An 18,377-nucleotide genomic window follows, 5' to 3' on the forward strand; every position below is an offset into this window, starting at 1 on the left:
TCCGGCCGCCGCGGTGCGCGGGCACCACGGCGCCTCCCGACCGATGCAGACGCAGCCTGAGCAACCGCCAGCCGATCACGCGCAGCACCCGCTGCGCCAGTTGCTCAACGACGAGTTCCATTCCCGACCGGCGCCGCCGCTGGTGGCGCCGGCACTCGTCTCGCGGCTCGTGTTCACGCACGACGCCGCCGCGCTCGCAGGTGAAAGCCGGCGCCTCGACGACGCTGCCGGTCGCACCGGACTGAGCCGGCTGAGCGGCTCGGCGAACGCGATCCTGTTCGCCGGCGCCGGCTTCATCCTGCGCTGGGAACGGCACACGGAATTCTCCAGCTACACGGTGTCCTGCTCGCCGACCACTGCCGGCGCGACGGCTGCGACCGCCAGTGCGCTCGACCTGCTGCCGCGCGAGTGCCTGCAGGGAATACCCGGGCAACTGATCGTCGCCACCCATGTCGAGCTGCGAGCGGCTGCCGAGGTCTCGCCGCAATCGGTCACCGCCAACCTGTCGCCGACCGGACGGCAGATGGTCGCGGCACAGGTTGCCGACCAGGCCGCCTGGGTGTTCACCGATTTCATGCTCGACCAGGGAGCGACCAGGTTTCTCGTCCTCGACCGCTCGCTGACCCCGCGACAGGCAGGGCGCACGGTACAGCGCCTGCTGGAAATCGAAACCTATCGCCTGCTGGCGCTGCTGGCGCTGCCGGTTGCCAGGGAGATCGGTGGCTGGATGCACGACGCCGAAGAAGAACTCGCGACGATGGTCGACCACATCGGCGAGGCCAGCTCGCCGGCCGACGAAAGCAGGGTTCTCGGTGAGCTGACGCGACTCGCGGCAAAGGTCGAGCACTCGCTGGCGCGCACCAACTTCCGCTTCGCCGCCGCCCGCGCCTATCACGAACTGGTGATGCAGCGCATCAGCGAACTGCGTGAGACGCGCGTCAGCGGCTGCCCGACCTTCCATGAGATCATGCAGCGCCGCTTGCTGCCGGCCATGCAGACCTGCAAGGCAATGGCCGGCCGCCAGGACGAGTTGTCGGATCGCCTGGCACGCACCAGCCAGTTGTTGCGCACGCGCGTGGACGTCGAGGTGGAAAGGCAGAACCAGGAACTGCTGACGCAGATGAACCGCCGCGCCCACCTGCAACTGCGGCTGCAGGAGACCGTCGAGGGACTGTCGGTGGTCGCCATCACCTACTATGCCTCGCAACTGGTGCACTATCTCGCCAAGGGGGGCGCGCATCTGCTGCCGCAGATCTCGCCCGAACTCGCCACCGCCGCGTCGATTCCGCTGATCGCGGCCTGCGCCATGCTCGGCATCCGCCGCCTGCGCAAGCGGCTGCAGCAGCGGGAAAACGCCGCGCCTTGAGCTGCACTGCAGCGGCACGCATCGACGCCGCCGCCGCTGTCGTGCGCCGGCACCGTTGCGGCACCGCCGTGGCGACCGCCGGGCCGCCCGCGTTCTGCCCTATAATCGCGGGCTCGAGCCCCTTCACCCGCCATCGCAGCCCCCGGAACAAGCACGTGAGCGCAGCCCTGTTCGAATCGAGCATCACCAGCCTGCCGCTGCTCGGCCGCGGCAAGGTGCGCGACATCTACGCCGTCGGCAGCGACCGGCTGCTGGTCGTCACCAGCGACCGCCTGTCGGCTTTCGACGTCATCCTCCCCGACCCGGTGCCCGACAAGGGCCGCGTGCTGACGCGCCTCGCCCGCTTCTGGTTCGACCGCCTCGCGGCGATCATCCCCAACCAGCTCACCGGAATCGACCCGGAATCGGTCGTCGCGGCCGACGAGCGCTGGCAGGTGCGGAAGCGCGCTCTGGTCGTCCGGCGCCTGCGGCCGCTGCCGATCGAGGCGGTGGTGCGGGGCTACCTGATCGGCTCCGGCTGGCAGGACTACCAAGCGACCGGCGCCGTCTGCGGCATCGCCCTGCCCGCCGGACTGCAGCTCGCCAGCCGCCTGCCGCAACCGATCTTCACGCCGGCGACCAAGGCGGCGATCGGCGATCACGACGAGAACATCGACTTCGAACGTGCCGCTGCCGAATGCACGCGCGCACTCGCCGACCTGCTGCCGGCCAGCGGGCGAAACGGCGAGGAGGTGGCCAGCCAGGCACGCGCGGCAGCCATCGCGCTGTACACCGCTGCCGCGACGCATGCGGCCGCCCGCGGCATCATCATCGCCGATACCAAGTTCGAGTTCGGACTCGACGCCAGCGGCGTCCTGCACCTGATCGACGAGGCGCTGACTCCCGACTCGTCACGCTTCTGGCCAGCCGACGCCTACCGCGAGGGCGTCAGCCCACCGTCCTTCGACAAGCAGTACGTGCGGGATTACCTCGAGACCCTCGCCTGGAACAAGCGGGCGCCCGGACCACGACTGCCGGCCGCTGTGCTCGCCGGCACGCGCGCCAGGTACGTCGAGGCCTGTGAACGGCTGACCGGCGAGAAGTTCGTCGACTGATCGACCGCCCGGCGCAACGCGCATGGCAGCGGTCTTCGTCCCTCTCTCACAAGGAGTGCGCATGAGTGTGGAGACAAGCCCAAACAACCGCCTGGCTTCATTGCCCACGGTACGCAGCGTCGGCATTGGCCGGCCGTTCGCCTGGCTGGCCGCGGGCTGGCGGGATATGTGCGCCAACCCGATTGCCAGCCTCGCCTATGGCTTGCTGTTCGCCATCGCGGGCGACCTGATCACCATCTTCGCCTGGCGCAACGGACAGATCTTCATCGTCGCCACCTCGGGCTTTTTCCTCGTCGCGCCCTTGCTCGCCGGTGGCCTCTACGAAATCAGTAGGCGCTGGGAACGCGGCCAGAAATCGACCTTCATCGGCTCGCTGGCTGGCGGCCGCCGCAACGCCATCGAACTCGCCAAGCTGGGACTGCTGCTGGGATTCTGCGGCCTCGCCTGGGAGCGCATCTCCAGCTTCCTGTTCGCTTTCCTGGCGCCCGGAATCGTTCCCGACCTGCTCGCACTGCTGGCCGAGATCCATCTCTCGGTCGAGCACCGCGACCTGCTGCTGATCTGGATTCTCGCCGGGGGAGTACAGGCGCTGCTGGTGTTTTCACTGACCGTGGTCTCGGTCCCCCTGCTGCTCGACCGGCCGGCGACTGTCGGCACTGCCATCCGCGCCAGTCTGCGCGCGGTCGACGCCAACCTGCTGCCGATGATCGTCTGGGGCGTGATCGTCGTCACCCTGACCGCGCTTGGCTTTCTCACCCTGTTCTTCGGGCTCGTCGTCCTCATGCCCCTGCTCGGGCACGCAACGTGGCACGCCTATCGCGACCTGGTGGAATAGGCAACAGCCTCACTGGTGCCGGCCGGCGGCGCCAACAATGCCCTCTCTTCCCGCCCGGGTGAACCTGCCGGACGTTCCTCTAGCGGTTCGAGATCCTTGAAGACGCGGATGGACGAAGCGGAACAGGGCATCGGGAACAAGGTGCTGTCCACGAAGAGTCGACCCAGGTGGCCCATCCGCGTCACCCCACTGCCAAGAATCGTCAGCTTGACGCTTCCTGTCCGACCGCAGCTGTCGCTGCGCACGCACATTCCGGGGAAACCCGAATCCCCGATGCGTTACCGAACTTGCGCGCCTTGCTGACTCGGGCGATACCGCCGGGTCAACAAGTACCTGGACGGTCCCCAGCACCTGAACGAGCGGGAGCCCGTCGGCACCGCGCACCGCACGCGGCGAGCGGCACCTGTTCGATCACAGGCAAATGCCCGCCACAGCCACTGCCGGAACGACCAGCCGACTCTGGAAACCCGCGCGACGGCGACCCGATCCTACTGCGCCGAACTCGCGATCGTGGCTGCCATCAGGAGATTGCGCGCATCGGTCTGCGCCGCCTTGTCCTCCCCTTTCGCGACGAACTCGGAGAACCGGGGAACTGCGATGGCGACCAAGATGCCTATGATCGCGAGGACGATCATCAACTCGATGAGTGTGAATCCCTCGGACCGCCTGCTGATTTTCTGAAACATCTCCCGCTACCCCTGAGTGAAGACATCCGACCGACAGCAACTTCCATGCCATCGCACAGACAGGCGTGCGCAGACTCGCAGTCACGGGGCGCCGTTCGGCCACGCAACGTGGCACGGCCATCGCGACCGAGTAGAATAGGCAACCGGCTCACTGGCGCCGAGCTTCGGCGCCATCCCTCTTCCCGCCTGGAAACACCATGAACCACCACAGCCTGCAGGACAACCCGCTGCTTGATCTGTCCGGACTGCCGCGTTTCGATCTGCTGTCACCGGACCATGTGCAACCGGCCATCGGCGAGTTGCTCGCCCGCTGCCGAAGCCTGATCGAACGACTCGCGTCCGACGCCGTCGCGGCCACCTGGGCGGATTTCGCCGCTCCGCTCACCGATGGTTTCGAGCAGCTGTCGCGCGCCTGGGGGATCGTCGGCCATGTGCATTCGGTCAACGACATACCGGCATGGCGGGAAGCCTACAACCAGATGCTGCCCGAAGTATCGCGCTTCTATGCCGAAGTCGGCCAGAACCTGCAACTGTTCGCCAAGTACAAGGCCATCGCCGAGGGCAGCGAATTCGCCACCCTGTCGCCAGCGCAGCAGCGGGTCGTCGAGCACGAGGTGCGCGACTTTCGCCTGGCGGGAGCCGAGCTGCCGGCGGCGAGCAAACCGCGCTTCCAGGAGATCAGCGAGGAACTGGCACAGCTCGCGGCCCGCTTCTCGGAGAACCTGCTCGACGCGACCAACGCCTTCAGCGAACTGGTGACCGACGCCAGCGAGCTCTCGGGCCTGCCGGACGACGTCCGCGAGGCCGCCCGCGAGGCAGCCGGGCGCCATGGCACAAGCGGCTGGAAGTTCAGCCTGCACATGCCCTCGTACTTGCCAGTGATGCAGTACGCCGACAGCCGGCGCCTGCGCGCCGCGATGTACCGTGCGTACGCCACGCGCGCCGCCGAGTTTGGTCCAGCCGAGCTCGACAATACGCCGCTGATCCTGCGGCTGCTCGAGCTGCGCCGGGAACAGGCCCGACTGCTGGGCTACCAGAGCTTTGCCGAGGTCTCGCTGGTGCCCAAGATGGCGGATTCGGTCGCACAGGTACTCGCGTTCCTGCGCGATCTGGCGACCAGGGCGCGGCCTTTCGCCGAAAAGGACGTCGCCGACCTGCGCGACTTCGCCAGCCGCGAACTCGGCCTGCCGACGATGGAGGCCTGGGATGTGGCCTATGTCTCGGAAAAGCTGTTGCAGGCGCGGTATGCCTTCTCCGAGCAGGAGGTGCGACAGTACTTCACCGAGGACAAGGTGCTTGCCGGCCTCTTCTCGGTCATCGAGACCCTGTTCGACGTCCGCCTGCGGGCCGACGAGGCACCGGTCTGGCACGAGGACGTTCGCTTCTTCCGCATCGAGAACCCGGCCGGCGAACTCATCGGCCAGTTCTACCTCGATCTCTACGCGCGCGACACGAAACGCGGCGGCGCCTGGATGGACGAAGCGATCAGCCGCCGCCGCATCCATCGGCAATCGCCAGCCGGTGGCAGCGACGACATCCAGAAACCGGTCGCCTACCTCAACTGCAACTTCTCGCGACCGGTCGGCGAGAAGGACGGGCGGCCGCGACCGGCAATCTTCACCCACGACGACGTCAGCACCCTCTTCCACGAGACCGGTCATGGCCTGCACCATCTGTTGACGCAGATCGATGAGCCGGGCGTCGCGGGAATTCATGGCGTCGAATGGGACGCCGTCGAGCTGCCGTCGCAGTTCATGGAAAACTACTGCTGGGAGTGGAGCGTCCTGCAGGGAATGACCGCCCACATCGACAGTGGCGAAAGCCTGCCACGCGCGCTCTTCGACAAGATGCTGGCGGCAAGGAATTTCCAGAGCGGCATGCAGATGCTGCGGCAGGTGGAGTTCTCGCTCTTCGACCTGCTGCTGCACAGCGACTTCGATCCGGCCGGCAAGCGCAGCGCGCTCGACTTGCTTGCCGAGGTGCGACGCGAAGTCGCCGTCCTCGTGCCGCCCGCCTGGCACCGCTTCCCGAACAGCTTCTCGCACATCTTCGCCGGCGGCTACCCTGCCGGCTACTACAGCTACAAATGGGCCGAAGTCCTGTCGGCCGACTGTTACGGCGCTTTCGAAGAGGCGGGAGACCCCTTCGACCGCAGCACCGGCCACCGCTTCCTGCGAGAGATTCTGGCGGTTGGCGGCAGCCGGTCGGCAATGGACAGCTTTCGTGCGTTCCGTGGCCGTGAGCCACAGGTCGACGCACTGCTGCGCCACTGCGGAATGGTGGCCGCCTGATCAAGCGAGGAGCTGCACCCATGCGCACATCGAGAAACCGCGACCGCAGCCGCATCCTGCTTGCCCCGGCCCTGCTCGGGCTGCTGCTGGCCAGCTATGGCGCCACGGCCGAAACCACCTACCGCTGGGTAGACCCGAATACCGGCGGCACGGTGATCTCGGACATGCCGCCACCGCCGGGCGCCCGCAACGTCAGCCGCTACACGACGACCGGCAGCAGTGCCGACGAGCGCCCGCAGCCCTATGCCGTGCGCCAGGCAAGCGAGAAGTTCCCCGTCGTCCTCTATGCCGACGAACGCTGTGGAACACCCTGCCAGGAAGCGCGTCAACTGCTCCAGCAACGTGGCGTTCCGTTTGCGGAGAAAATCCTCAGAAGTGATGAGGAATTTGCCGAACTCACCCGTCTGCTCGGCAGGGAAGCGGCCTTTCCCAGCGTCAGCATCGGCCGTCAGTACCTGCGCGGTTTCGATGCGGCAAGCTGGAATTCCCTTCTCGACGCCGCCAGCTACCCCGCCCGCTCGGGCCGGCCGGCAGCGACACGCGGCCCGTGATGGCGATGGCAGGTGCCAAAGGGTCGCCGCATTGGTCCGTCAGAGCAGGTTGTCGACCGTGCCACCGCCGCGCCGGATGATGCGTCGCAACTGATCGAGCGCTTCGATCTGGATCTGGCGCACCCGCTCGCGCGTCAGGTTCATGTCGAGGGCGATCTCCTCGAGCGTGCACGGCTCGATTCCCGAGAGTCCGTAGCGACGCTGCAGAACCTCCTGCTGCTTGTCGCCGAGCTGCGCCAGCCAGCGCCGCAGGAGATCGCCGATCTCGTTCGATTGCAGCAGCTCGTCGGGTTCGAGCAACTGCTCGTCGGGAATCACGTCGCCGATCGTTCGGCTGGGATCGACCTGCAGCGGCGCATCGAGTGACGCGATCCGCTCGTTCAGCGCCATCACCCGCCGTACCTCGTCGCCGCTGCGGTCGATCAGGTGGGCGATCTGCTCGATGCAGAGGTCACGACCGTTGGCGACCTCGAGGTGGCGAATCGCCCGCAGGACGAGGTTGATCTCCTTGACCACATGCACCGGCAGCCGGATCGTCCGCGACTGGTTCATGATCGCGCGTTCGATGCCCTGCCTGATCCACCAGGTTGCGTAGGTCGAGAAACGAAAGCCGCGCTCGGGATCGAACTTCTCGATGGCGTGAATCAGGCCGAGATTCCCCTCCTCGATCATGTCCAGCAACGGCAGGCCACGGTTCAGGTAATGCTTGGCGATGTTGACCACCAACCGCAGGTTGTGCTCGATCATCTTCTGCCGCGCCAGGAAGTCCCCGGCGCGCGCCCGGCGCGCCCACGCGGCCTCTTCGGCCGGCGAGAAAAGCGGCTTGGCGCCGATCTCGTTGAGGTAATGCTGGGTCACATCGTTGAGCAGTTCAGCCTCGGGTGACGGCAGCGAATCAACGACTTCGGCCACCGGCCCCGGTTCGCCGGCAGCCCAATCGACCTGCTCGACCTCGTCGGCAAAGGGGTCGAACTCGGGGTCGTAGGAGGCCGACATCCTCAGCGCCCGGGCAGGAGCTTCAGCGGGTCCACCGGCTTGCCCTGGCGCCGGATTTCGAAGTGCAGCTTGACCTGATCGGCGTCGCTGTTGCCCATTTCGGCGATCTTCTGCCCCTTGCCAACCGACTGCCCTTCCTTCACCAGCACGTTCTGGTTGTGCGCATACGCCGTCAGGTAAGTGTTGTTGTGCTTGACGATCACCAGTTTGCCGTAACCGCGCAAGCCCGTGCCGCTGTACACGACCTTGCCACTGCCGGCAGCGACGACACTGTCGCCCGCCTTGCCAGCGATGTCGATTCCCTTGTTGCCGCCGTCGCTGAAAGTGCCGATCAGCTTGCCGCTCGCCGGCCACATCCAGTTGACATCGTCGTTGCCGGAGGCGTCGCCGGTGCGCGCCTCGCTGTCGGCCTTCACCTCGGGTCTGACCTCCGGCTTCGCTTCAGGTCGCGCTTCCGGCTTCACTGCAACGGGCGCGACCGCCGCCACCGGCTCCGCCGCCTGCGCCTGCGCGCGCGCCAGAGCCTGCTCCGAGTAGGGCTCCTTGCCCGCCAAGGGCGAACGCTTGAGCGCGTCGACCGCTGCTGCCGGCGAACGCTGTTCGCCAGCCGGCGACACCGCTGCCGCCAGCGGCCGCTGCTCAACCGCCGCGCCGGCGGCAATCGGCCGCACGATGACGCCCTCGGCGGCGGCAGCAGCGCCGGGAGCACGCACCCGCAACACCTGCCCGACGAGGATCCGGTTCGGATTCTCGATGTTGTTCCACGCCGCCAGTTCGCGGTAGTCGAGTCCGTGATCAAGGGCGATCGAGTGCAGTGTGTCGCCGCGCTTGACGACATAACCGTCCTTGCTGCCGGGCACCAGCGGTCCAGACTGCTTCGCGGGCACCCTGGCGACTTCTTCGGTCGGCGCCGCTCCCTTGCCGGCGCAGCCCGCCAGCACGAGCAGGAACGTCAGCAGGAGAGCTGTTCGATGAGCTGAAAGAGCTGCAAGAGGCGCCTGGTCCTTCATTGGACTCCCGACAAGAGCGGAACGAAACGTACGGCATCGAGACGCTTTTCGACCAGCCCCTCGCGGCATCGTTCGATCAGCACGAGCTGCTGCGCGGCCGCGCCGAGCGGCAGGATGAGGCGGCCATTCTCGGCCAGTTGCTGCAGCAGCGCACGCGGCACCCGCGCCGCCGCCGCCGCGACGATGATGGTATCGAAGGGCGCCGCCTCCGGCAGACCGAGCTGCCCATCCGCATGCTTGAGGCGAACCTCGGGCTTGCCGACGGCCCGCAGGTTGGCCCTCGCCTTGGCGAGCAACGGCCCGATCCGTTCGACGGCATAGACCTCGTCGGTCAGTTGCGCCAGAACCGCCGCCTGGTAGCCGCAGCCGGCGCCGATCTCGAGCGTCCTGCCGAGTTCGTCGCGACCGGCACGCAGCGCCTCGATCATCCGCGCCACCACATAGGGCTGCGAAATCGTCTGCGAAAAGCCAAGCGGCAGTGCCGTGTCCTCGTAGGCGCGCGACGCCAGGGCCTCCTCGACGAACACATGACGCGGCACCGCGGCAAGCGCAGCCAGCACCTCCTCATCGGCAATTCCCTGTTCGCGCAGGCGCTCGATCATGCGGGTTCGCGTCCGCTGCGAGGTCATTCCGAAACCGGCAACGGCACCGCTCATTGCGCCAGCCACGAGCGTACCAGCGACAACTGCGCCGTATGGGTAAGGTCTATCTGCAACGGCGTCAGCGAAACCTGGTTGTTCTGCACCGCGAAGAAGTCGGTGCCCTCGCCGGCGTCCTGCGCCTCGCCGGCAGCACCGACCCAGAAGACCGTCTCGTTGCGCGGCGAGATCGTCCGCACCACCGGCTCCGCCTTGTGACGCTTGCCGAGGCGGGTGACGACGATGCCCGCCAGCTCTTCATGGCTGACGTCGGGAACGTTGACGTTGAGCAGGACCGGTACACTCAGCGGCTGCCGCTGCAGCAGCAGGACCAGGTCGCGCGTGACACGGGCAGCAGTGGCGAAATGACCGCCGGCCTTGCTGCACAGCGAAACCGCCAGCGCCGGCACGCCGAGCAGGAAGCCCTCGGTGGCGGCGGCGACAGTGCCGGAATAGATGGTGTCGTCGCCCATGTTGGCACCGATGTTGATGCCCGAGATCACCATGTCCGGCAGCTTTTCGAGCATGCCGGTGACCGCCAGGTGGACACAGTCGGTCGGCGTCCCGTTGACGTAGTAGAAGCCGTTCGCCGCCTGCTTCAGCGAGAGTGGGCGATCGAGCGTCAGCGAGTTGCTCGCTCCGCTGCGATCACGCTCGGGCGCGACCACGGTAATCTCGGCGACGTCGGCCAGCGCGCGCGCCAAGTGTTCGATTCCTGGCGCGAAATAGCCGTCATCATTGCAAAGAAGGATCCGCATCTCGATTCAGGAAGGGTCTCGAACACCGGCAAGGCATGCAGGAACCGGCACGTCGCCGGCCGCGACGGAGAGGATGCCCGAATACCCGCCAAGCCGCCAAACATTATAGCGACCTGCGGCGTTTGCTCAAAGCGGGCAGCGAAGCAGCGCCAGGGCGATACTTGTCGCTGTTGGCCGGCGACCGCGGCTGCCGCGAGCGCAAACGTGAAATCGGACACGGATGTGTCGTGATGCGTTTCGGATTCCTCTTTACTTTTTCCCGTCACTGGATTAGAGTCAGCACGTTTTCGGTGGGTGCTGTTCGGGCCGGTTGGCTCGGCATATGCACCCTGTCAATGGCAAACGGAGGGAAACCTCCGGACGCAAAGCCACGGACCCTACCCAGAGTTGTCTCATCGGCTCGGAAGGGTGGCCGGGTTGCCCGAATCGCGCGCGCCCTTTGCGCTGATCGAGTGCCTCCTCCAGCTTTGCGTCCACGCGGCAGTAGGAGTCTGTATGGCACTCGCATCGTGGACCCAGCAGCAGATCCTGGACCAGTTGATTTCCGGATACAGCTGGAGCGGGTCAAGCATCAGCTACGCTTTTCCGACGGCTGCCTCCGGCATGTACGGTGGCAACAACGAGCTGCCCGGTTTCGTCGGCCTCAATGCGACGCAGCAGGCAGCCGCCGAGCGGGCGTTGCAGACGTGGGACGACCTCATCGCACCCAACCTCGTACGCACCACCGCCGGCAACTCGAACATCGAGATCGGCACCTCGAGTACCGGCGTCAGCTACGCGCATGCCTACTATCCGTCGATCGGCAGCGTCTGGTTCAACCGCGCCTACGCCGATCTGATGTCGCCGCAGGTCGGCCAGTACTCCTTCCAGGTCTACGTTCACGAACTCGGACATGCCCTCGGCCTCGACCACATGGGAGAGTACAACGGCACCGGCAACTGGACACCGTCATCGTTCCAGGACAGCCAGGTGTACTCGGTGATGTCGTACTTTGGCCCGAACACCGGCCGCGGCAGCAGCAGCCAGATCGCCTGGGCCGACTGGGTCGGTCGCGACGGCCGCACCTACTCACCGCAGACGCCGATGCTCAACGACGTTCTCGCCATCCAGACGATCTACGGCGCCGACCCGACCACCCGCAGCGGCGACACGGTTTATGGCTTCGGCAGCAACGTCGGCGGCTCGATGGCGGCGATCTTCGACTTCACAGTAAATGCAAATCCGATCCTGACCATCTACGACGCCGGTGGCGTCGATACGCTCAACCTCAGTGGCTGGGACACGAACTGCACCATCAACCTGGCGCCTGGCTCGTTCTCCTCCGGCAACAGCATGACCAACAACATCACCATCGCCTACTCGTGCTCCATCGAGAACGCAGTCGGTGGTTCGGCGGCAGACCAGATCAGCGGCAATGCGCTGCCCAACCGCCTCGATGGTGGCGCCGGCAATGACAGCCTGTTCGGCGGCGACGGCGACGACATCCTGGTCGCCAGCCTCGGCGACGACCTGCTCGACGGCGGCGACGGCAACGACAGCGTCGTCTTCGGCGGCAGCTATGGCAGCTACACTTACACCTATACGGAGAACGTCGGCTTCAACTTCTACAGCACTGTCAGCGGCTCGGATACGATTCGCGAGATGGAGATCTTCGTCTTTGCCGACGGCAGCAAGTCGGTCAGCGAACTCCTCGGCGGCGGCTCGCTGCGCTCACTCGTATCGATCAGCGCCGACATCGCCCAACAGCTTGAAGGCCACAGCGGCACGACGGTCTTCACCTACAGGGTGGAGTTGAACACCGCCAGTTCGTCGGTGCAGACACTCAACTGGAACCTGCAGGGCACGGGCACCGCGCCGGTCAGTCCGGCGACCGACTTCTCCGGCGCGACCTCGGGCAGCATCACCTTCGCGATCGGCGAGACCGAGAAGACGATCTCGGTCACGGTGCAGGGCGACCGCGTGGTCGAAGCCAACGAATCCTTCGTCGTGACCCTGTCCAACCTGTCTTCGGGCCTCGGTTTCAGAACATCGAGCGCCACCGGCATCATCCTCAACGACGACGCGGCGAACAGCGACGACTACGGCGCCACGCCTGCGACTGCCGGCGCCTTAACCGTCGGCGGCGGCCCGCTGACCGGCTGGCTCGAGCGTACCTCCGACAGCGACCTGTTCGCCGTCAGCCTCAGCGCCGGAACGACCTACGTCTTCGATCTCCAGGCTCCGGCATCGGCGGTGGACGCGTACCTGTCGCTGCATGGCCCGACCACCACGACCAGCCTGTCGTCGGCGATCGCCAGCAACGACAACGCCGCTGCCGGCAGCGGCAACGCGCAGATCATCCATGCCGTCAGCAGCAGCGGTACCTACTACCTGCTCGCCCGCGACGCCCGCGGCGGCACCGGCAGCTATACGCTGCAGGCCGCGACCTTCGCCGGCCAGACGCTGACCGGCGACGACAGCGGCAGCCAGCTCACCGGAACGCCGGGCAACGACGAACTCTACGGGCTCGGCGGTGCCGACACCCTTTCCGGCGGTGCCGGCAGCGACCACCTCGATGGCGGCGCCGGTACCGACCTGATGTACGGCGGCGCCGGCAACGACAGCTACGTGGTCGACAACGCCGGCGACGTGGTCAGCGAGAGCAGCGCCACCGGCGGCAGTGACCGGGTCTACTCGTCGGCAAGCTTCGTGCTGGGCAACCACCTCGAGGAACTGCTGCTGACCGGCGAGGCTGCCACCAACGCCACCGGCAACGCGCTGGGCAACCGCCTCAGCGGCAACGGCGGCAACAACGTCCTCGATGGCCAGGCCGGCATCGACACCTGCAGCGGCGGCGCCGGCGACGACACCTATGTACTCGACGCCGCAGCCGAACTGGCCAACGTCAGCGAGGGTGCCGACGAAGGCAACGACAGCTTGCGCATCGTCTACTCCAGCTCGGCGCCGCAAGCCATCAGCCTGACCGGCGCGCTCGCCCACTTCGAGAACGTCGAACTGCGGGGCAACGGGCCGTTCAGCGTCGTCGGCAACGGCGCCGCCAACCTGCTCCGCGGCAACGCCCAGGGCAACCGGCTCGAGGGCGCCGCCGGCAACGACACCCTCGACGGCCAGGGCGGTGCCGATCAGCTCGTCGGTGGCGAGGGTGACGATGTCTATCTCGTCGATCACATCGGCGACGTCGTCACCGAGGCAGCCAACGCGGGCACGGACAGCGTCCGCGTGGCGATCAACACCAACGGCGCCAGCTTCGTTCTCGGCGCCGACGTCGACAACGCCAGCGTCGTCGGTAGCTTCGCCAACAACCTGATCGGCAACGACCTGGCCAACGTGCTGATCGGCAATGCACTCGCCAACCGGCTCGACGGCGGCGCCGGGATCGACACGCTGTCCGGCGGTGGCGGCGGCGACACCTACGTCGTCGACCACGCCGCCGACACGATCATCGAGACCTCGACTCTGACGAGCGAGATCGACGCGGTTATCAGCAGCGTCAGCTGGACGCTCGCCGCCAAACTCGAAAATCTCTCGCTCCTCGGCAGCACCGACCTGGTCGCCAGCGGCAACGAACTGAACAACGTGCTGACGGGCAACAGCGGCGCCAACCGCCTCGATGGCGGCGCTGGCGCCGACACGATGTTCGGTGGCGCCGGCAACGACACCTACGTCGTCGACAACGCCGCCGACATGGTCTTCGAAACCGCCAGCGCCAGCAGCCGTGTCGATGCCGGCGGCAGCGACACGGTCGAAAGCAGCGTCAGCTGGACACTCGGCAACTTCGTCGAGAACCTCCTGCTCGGCGGCGAAGGCAACCTCAGCGGCACCGGCAACGCACTCGCCAACACACTGCGCGGCAACACCGGCAGCAACGTCCTTGACGGCAAAACTGGCATCGACGTGCTCGCCGGTGGCGACGGCTCGGACATCTATCTGATCACCGCGGCGAGCGATCACCCGGCTGCGGAGATCGCCGACAGCGGCACGAGCGGCATTGATGAAGTCCGTTTCGCGGCAACGGCAGGCACGCTGACCCTGTTTGCCGACGACAGCGGCATCGAGCGCGTGGTGATCGGCAGCGGCGTCGGCGAGGTCGCGAACGGCAGCGGCAGCGGCGCTCTGAACGTCGACGCGTCACTGGTCGGCAATGCGCTGTCGATCGTCGGCAACGCCGGCGCCAACGTCCTCACCGGCACCGACTACGGCGACCACATCGACGGCGGCGCCGGCGTCGACCGGCTGATCGGCGGCGGCGGCAGCGACACCCTGATCGGCGGTGCAGGCAACGACGTCTACGTCGCCGATGCCAGCGATTCGGTCAGCGAGACGTCGACGCTGGCGAGCGAGATCGACACCATCGAAACGAGTTCCTCCTGCACGCTGGGAGCCAACCTCGAAAACCTCAGGCTGCTCGGATACGCCGACCTCGCTGGCACCGGCAACGCGCTGAACAACATGCTGGCCGGCAACGGCGGCGCCAATCTCCTGGATGGCTCCCTAGGCGCAGACACGATGTTCGGTGGTGCCGGTGATGACACCTACGTCGTCGACAACCTCGCCGACAAGGTCTTCGAATCGGCGACAGCCAGCAGCCCGGTCGACAGCGGCGGCAACGACACCGTTCGCAGCAGCGTCAGCTGGACGCTCGGCAACTTCGTCGAGAACCTCGTGCTCGTCGGCAGCGGCCAGTTCGGCGCCACCGGCAACGCCCTCGCCAACACGCTGCGCGGCAACACCGGCAACAACCTGCTCGACGGCAAGGCAGGCCTGGACGCGCTCGACGGCGGCGAGGGATCGGACCTCTATCTGATCACTGCGGCGAGCGATCATCCGGCGGCGGAGATCGCCGACAACGGTACGAGCGGCAGCGACGAAGTCCGTTTCGCTGCGACCGCCGCCAGCACGCTGACGCTGTTCGCCGGTGACCGCGGCATCGAGCGGGTGGTCATTGGCGGCGGGCTGGGCGAAATCGCCAGCAGCAGCGGCACGGTGGCGCTGAACGTCGATGCCGCAGCGGTCGACAACGCACTGTCGATACTGGGCAATGCGGGCGCCAACATCCTCACCGGCACCGCCCACGCCGACACGATCAGCGGCGGCGGCGGCGCCGACCGGCTGCTCGGCGGTGACGGTACTGACCGGCTGCTCGGCGGCGCCGGCAGCGACAGCCTGACCGGCGGCGCCGGCGCGGACCGGTTCGTCCTCGACCAGGCGCTCAGCGCGACCAGCAACCGCGATCTGCTGACCGACTTCCTGCCGGGCAGCGACACGATCGAGCTGAGCCTGGCGGTCTTTCGCACCCTCGGCGGAGCCCCGGGCGGACTGAACGCGGAGCAGTTCTGGTCGGGTGCTGGCGTCACGCGGGCACACGACGCGAGCGACCGTCTCATCTACAACACGACGACCGGCGACCTCTACTACGACGCCGACGGCAACGGCAGCGGCGCCGCGGTCGCCATCGCGGTGATCGGGGTTGACGCGCATCCGCAACAGCTCAGTCACGCCGATTTTGCGCTGATCGCCTGATCAGCGTCCGGCCAGGGCGCGTCGCCGGCATGTCGCGGAACATCCGCGGCATGCCGGCGAGACCCGATCCGGCGGCAGATCCCCTCCACCCCGCCGACCGGCGGGGGACGGACGACGGGGCCGCATCGCCGCCGCACCCTGCATCGGCACGCCAGCTTGCTGCGCCCCCGCACCAACCCACCCTCTTCGCCGAACGGGGCCAAGGCCCTCAACTTCCGCCAGGCCGTGCCGCTAGGAAACTCATACGCCCGGCTGCTGGAAAATCCCTAAAGTTCCTTCGCGGCAGGTCGTTACAGGAAGTGTCAGCGAGCAAAAGTCGCTACCAGGGATGGACCGGGAGACGCAGAGGTCGCCGGAAACCGAAGTCAATCTGATCTCGATAGGAGAAGGAAAATGCCGCAAATCATCAACACCAACGTCGCGTCGCTCAACTCGCAACGCAGCCTCAACAGTTCGCAGAACTCGCTGGCCAGCTCGCTGCAGCGCCTGTCGTCGGGCCTGCGCATCAACAGCGCCAAGGACGACGCCGCCGGCCTCGCCATCTCGGCCCGCATGACCTCGCAGATCAACGGCCTCAACCAGGCATCGCGCAATGCCAACGACGGCATTTCACTGGCGCAGACGGCCGAAGGTGGCCTGCAGAGCGTCACCGAGTCGCTGCAGCGGATGCGCGAACTGGCCGTGCAGGCGTCGAACGCCACCAACACCGCGACCGACCGGGCCGCACTGCAACAGGAAGTCGATCAGCTCGTGCAGCAGATCAACACGGTCGCCAGCCAGACCGCGTTCAACGGTGTCAAGCTGCTCGACGGCACCTTCAATTCGCAGTCCTTCCAGATCGGCGCCAACACCGGCGAGCAGATCTCGATCAACACCATCGCCAGCGCCAAGGCGGATTCGTTGGGTGTCGGCACGAACTCTTCCTATGTCACATCGCTCTCGGCGACGGTCAGCAATGGTGCCATCTCGACCGGCGGCATAACGGTCAACGGCTACGGCGTCGGTCCATCGTTGACCGACGGTGTGTCGAGCTCGGTGAGCATCACGGGCGCAACGGTCACTGCCACCGGCGGTCTGGCCGACGGCGACCTCAAGGTCAACGGCGTCTCGGTCGGTTCCGTGACGGCTGGTGCGGATGCCACCGCGCAGGCCGCCGCCGTGGCAACTGCAATCAACGGCCAGTCGGGAACGACCGGCGTCATCGCCACGGCCAGTGCCGGCGTGCTCACCCTCGCTTCGATCAATGGCCGCGACATCAAGATCGAACTGGCGGGCACCGCAACTGACACCGAAACCGGCCTGACCGCCGCGACGACCAAGGTCGGTTCCGACAGCGCGATCGCCAAGGCGGCCGCCTTCAATACCGTCACCGGACAGACCGGGGTTTCCGCGGTCGCTACGGCCAGCACCGTCTCGGGTGGCGCGATCACTGCCAACGCCGCAATCGCCGGCGACGGAACAGACTACATCAGGATCAACGGCGTCAAGCTCGGTGCCATTGCAGCCGGCACGTCGGGCGACTTCACTGCGCAGGGAAACAACGTCGTCGCCGCGATCAATGCCGTGTCGAACCAGACCGGTGTCACCGCCACCTTCGACAGCAGCAGCATGAAGGTCAGCATGACGGCTGCCGACGGGCGCACGATCACCGTCGAGGCGGCAGGTACGGCGGACACGACCAACTTCGGCTTCGCCACCGCTACGGTCAGCAACACCTACGGCGGCATCAAGCTGAGCTCGACGAGCAGCGCCGGCATCAACCTCGGTGGCGCCAACATCGCCTCGACGAACCTGACAGCCGGCTACACGGCGGCGACGGCGACCTTCGGCGCCGGCATCGCGAGCGTTGATCTGCGCACCGCCAGCGGCGCCCAGAACGCGATTTCGACGATCGACTCGGCATTGGCCAACATCAACTCGAGCCGCGCGAACCTGGGTGCGGTGCAGAACCGCTTCAGCAGCGTCGTCAGCAATCTGGCCGCGACATCCGAGAACCTGTCGGCCTCGCGCAGCCGGATTCTCGACGCCGACTTCGCGGTCGAGACCGCCAACCTGTCGCGGGCGCAGATCCTGCAGCAGGCCGGCACAGCGATGCTGGCACAGGCAAATGCCCTGCCGCAGAACGTTCTCTCCCTGCTGCGCGGCTAAACATCCACCACCAATTGGGGGTAAGATCGGGGGCGTGGACGTGGTGACACGACGACGCCCCCGAAGTCACTTGCCGAAGGAGTGAAAGATGAGCATCCAGCCTACCGGCGCTTCGCTGCCCACCCAGGCTCAGCCGATGGTCAACCTGGCAGAGCGTGAAATGAGGAGGACCGTCGAGCGCGACGGCATCGCCGCCGACCGCGCGCAGTTGCCGGCGGAGAGACTGCAGGCGACGACACGCGAGCAGCTCGAGACGGCAACCGAGAGCGTGCGCAGCTTCGTGCAGCCGATCAACAACAACATCGAGTTCAGCGTCAACGAAGACACCGGACAACTGGTGGTGAAGATCATCGACCGCAACACCAAGGAAGTGATTCGACAGATGCCTTCGGACGAGATGATCGCCATCGCCAGGACGCTCGACAGCATCAAGGGGCTTTTCGTCAAGCAATCGGCCTGAACACGGCGGTCCGGACGCGAACTG

General features: G+C 66.6%; 13 protein-coding genes and 1 riboswitch. Of the genes, 8 read left to right on the top strand and 5 right to left on the bottom strand.

Annotated features, from left to right (window positions below):
• Nucleotides 1-43: 43 nt before the first annotated feature.
• From HT579_20105 to HT579_20115, 3 genes are all read left to right on the top strand, one after another.
• On the top strand, nucleotides 44-1,366 hold the full coding sequence (locus HT579_20105) for a DUF3422 domain-containing protein (GenBank protein QKS31017.1): 1,323 nt from the start codon (nucleotides 44-46) through the stop codon (nucleotides 1,364-1,366).
• Between the two features lie 155 nt (nucleotides 1,367-1,521).
• Nucleotides 1,522-2,460, top strand: a complete 939-nt coding sequence (locus HT579_20110) for a phosphoribosylaminoimidazolesuccinocarboxamide synthase (protein ID QKS31018.1) — start codon at nucleotides 1,522-1,524, stop codon at nucleotides 2,458-2,460.
• A 61-nt stretch (nucleotides 2,461-2,521) separates the two neighbouring features.
• Entirely contained in the window at nucleotides 2,522-3,295 is a 774-nt protein-coding gene (locus tag HT579_20115; protein ID QKS31019.1) for a DUF2189 domain-containing protein, read from the top strand.
• A 488-nt stretch (nucleotides 3,296-3,783) separates the two neighbouring features.
• Here HT579_20115 and HT579_20120 read toward each other — a convergent pair whose 3' ends face one another.
• On the bottom strand, nucleotides 3,784-3,981 hold the full coding sequence (locus HT579_20120) for a prepilin-type N-terminal cleavage/methylation domain-containing protein (protein ID QKS31020.1): 198 nt from the start codon (nucleotides 3,979-3,981) through the stop codon (nucleotides 3,784-3,786).
• Between the two features lie 197 nt (nucleotides 3,982-4,178).
• On the opposite strand from HT579_20120, the gene HT579_20125 reads away from it, so the two are divergent.
• Both HT579_20125 and HT579_20130 read left to right on the top strand, forming a co-directional pair.
• On the top strand, nucleotides 4,179-6,272 hold the full coding sequence (locus HT579_20125; protein QKS31021.1) for a M3 family metallopeptidase: 2,094 nt from the start codon (nucleotides 4,179-4,181) through the stop codon (nucleotides 6,270-6,272).
• Between the two features lie 20 nt (nucleotides 6,273-6,292).
• The gene (locus tag HT579_20130; protein QKS31022.1) at nucleotides 6,293-6,823 is read left to right on the top strand and encodes a glutaredoxin family protein; all 531 of its coding nucleotides are present in this window, start codon (nucleotides 6,293-6,295) and stop codon (nucleotides 6,821-6,823) included.
• Nucleotides 6,824-6,862: 39 nt separating this feature from the next.
• On the opposite strand, the gene rpoS is transcribed toward HT579_20130, so the two are convergent.
• The 4 genes from rpoS to surE are packed head-to-tail and all read right to left on the bottom strand — an operon-like array spanning nucleotide 6,863 to nucleotide 10,225.
• Nucleotides 6,863-7,819, bottom strand: coding sequence for an RNA polymerase sigma factor RpoS (rpoS, locus tag HT579_20135; GenBank protein QKS31023.1), 957 nt, complete (start codon nucleotides 7,817-7,819; stop codon nucleotides 6,863-6,865).
• Between the two features lie 2 nt (nucleotides 7,820-7,821).
• Nucleotides 7,822-8,829, bottom strand: coding sequence for a peptidoglycan DD-metalloendopeptidase family protein (locus HT579_20140; protein ID QKS31024.1), 1,008 nt, complete (start codon nucleotides 8,827-8,829; stop codon nucleotides 7,822-7,824).
• On the bottom strand, nucleotides 8,826-9,485 hold the full coding sequence (locus HT579_20145; protein QKS31025.1) for a protein-L-isoaspartate(D-aspartate) O-methyltransferase: 660 nt from the start codon (nucleotides 9,483-9,485) through the stop codon (nucleotides 8,826-8,828). Before HT579_20145 ends, HT579_20140 begins: the two co-directional genes overlap by 4 nt.
• Nucleotides 9,482-10,225 carry a 5'/3'-nucleotidase SurE gene (gene surE, locus HT579_20150; GenBank protein ID QKS31026.1) on the bottom strand — a complete coding sequence of 248 codons (744 nt, stop codon included), beginning with the start codon at nucleotides 10,223-10,225 and terminating at the stop codon, nucleotides 9,482-9,484. The genes HT579_20145 and surE overlap by 4 nt, the downstream gene beginning before the upstream one ends.
• Nucleotides 10,226-10,552: 327 nt before the next feature.
• A riboswitch (cyclic di-GMP riboswitch) is annotated at nucleotides 10,553-10,650 on the top strand.
• Between the two features lie 70 nt (nucleotides 10,651-10,720).
• Here surE and HT579_20155 point away from each other — a divergent pair.
• The 3 genes from HT579_20155 to HT579_20165 all read left to right on the top strand — a co-directional run bounded on the left by HT579_20155 (nucleotide 10,721) and on the right by HT579_20165 (nucleotide 18,353).
• Nucleotides 10,721-15,745 carry a M10 family metallopeptidase C-terminal domain-containing protein gene (locus tag HT579_20155; GenBank protein ID QKS31027.1) on the top strand — a complete coding sequence of 1,675 codons (5,025 nt, stop codon included), beginning with the start codon at nucleotides 10,721-10,723 and terminating at the stop codon, nucleotides 15,743-15,745.
• Between the two features lie 393 nt (nucleotides 15,746-16,138).
• Entirely contained in the window at nucleotides 16,139-17,893 is a 1,755-nt protein-coding gene (locus HT579_20160; GenBank protein ID QKS31028.1) for a flagellin, read from the top strand.
• Between the two features lie 88 nt (nucleotides 17,894-17,981).
• The gene (locus HT579_20165) at nucleotides 17,982-18,353 is read left to right on the top strand and encodes a flagellar protein FlaG (protein ID QKS31029.1); all 372 of its coding nucleotides are present in this window, start codon (nucleotides 17,982-17,984) and stop codon (nucleotides 18,351-18,353) included.
• Nucleotides 18,354-18,377 lie beyond the last annotated feature (24 nt).

Source organism: Candidatus Accumulibacter similis (assembly GCA_013347225.1).
In the GTDB taxonomy this organism is placed as follows: Bacteria; Pseudomonadota; Gammaproteobacteria; order Burkholderiales; family Rhodocyclaceae; genus Accumulibacter; species Accumulibacter similis.

Bases quoted from the DNA above. Each gene is read 5' to 3' on its own strand.
- HT579_20105 (QKS31017.1), top strand. From the start codon at position 44: ATGCAGACGCAGCCTGAGCAACCGCCAGCCGATCACGCGCAGCACCCG.
- HT579_20115 (QKS31019.1), top strand. From the start codon at position 2,522: ATGAGTGTGGAGACAAGCCCAAACAACCGCCTGGCTTCATTGCCCACG.
- HT579_20120 (QKS31020.1), bottom strand. From the start codon at position 3,981: ATGTTTCAGAAAATCAGCAGGCGGTCCGAGGGATTCACACTCATCGAG.
- HT579_20125 (QKS31021.1), top strand. From the start codon at position 4,179: ATGAACCACCACAGCCTGCAGGACAACCCGCTGCTTGATCTGTCCGGA.
- HT579_20130 (QKS31022.1), top strand. From the start codon at position 6,293: ATGCGCACATCGAGAAACCGCGACCGCAGCCGCATCCTGCTTGCCCCG.
- rpoS (QKS31023.1), bottom strand. From the start codon at position 7,819: ATGTCGGCCTCCTACGACCCCGAGTTCGACCCCTTTGCCGACGAGGTC.
- HT579_20140 (QKS31024.1), bottom strand. From the start codon at position 8,829: ATGAAGGACCAGGCGCCTCTTGCAGCTCTTTCAGCTCATCGAACAGCT.
- HT579_20145 (QKS31025.1), bottom strand. From the start codon at position 9,485: ATGAGCGGTGCCGTTGCCGGTTTCGGAATGACCTCGCAGCGGACGCGA.
- surE (QKS31026.1), bottom strand. From the start codon at position 10,225: ATGCGGATCCTTCTTTGCAATGATGACGGCTATTTCGCGCCAGGAATC.
- HT579_20155 (QKS31027.1), top strand. From the start codon at position 10,721: ATGGCACTCGCATCGTGGACCCAGCAGCAGATCCTGGACCAGTTGATT.
- HT579_20160 (QKS31028.1), top strand. From the start codon at position 16,139: ATGCCGCAAATCATCAACACCAACGTCGCGTCGCTCAACTCGCAACGC.
- HT579_20165 (QKS31029.1), top strand. From the start codon at position 17,982: ATGAGCATCCAGCCTACCGGCGCTTCGCTGCCCACCCAGGCTCAGCCG.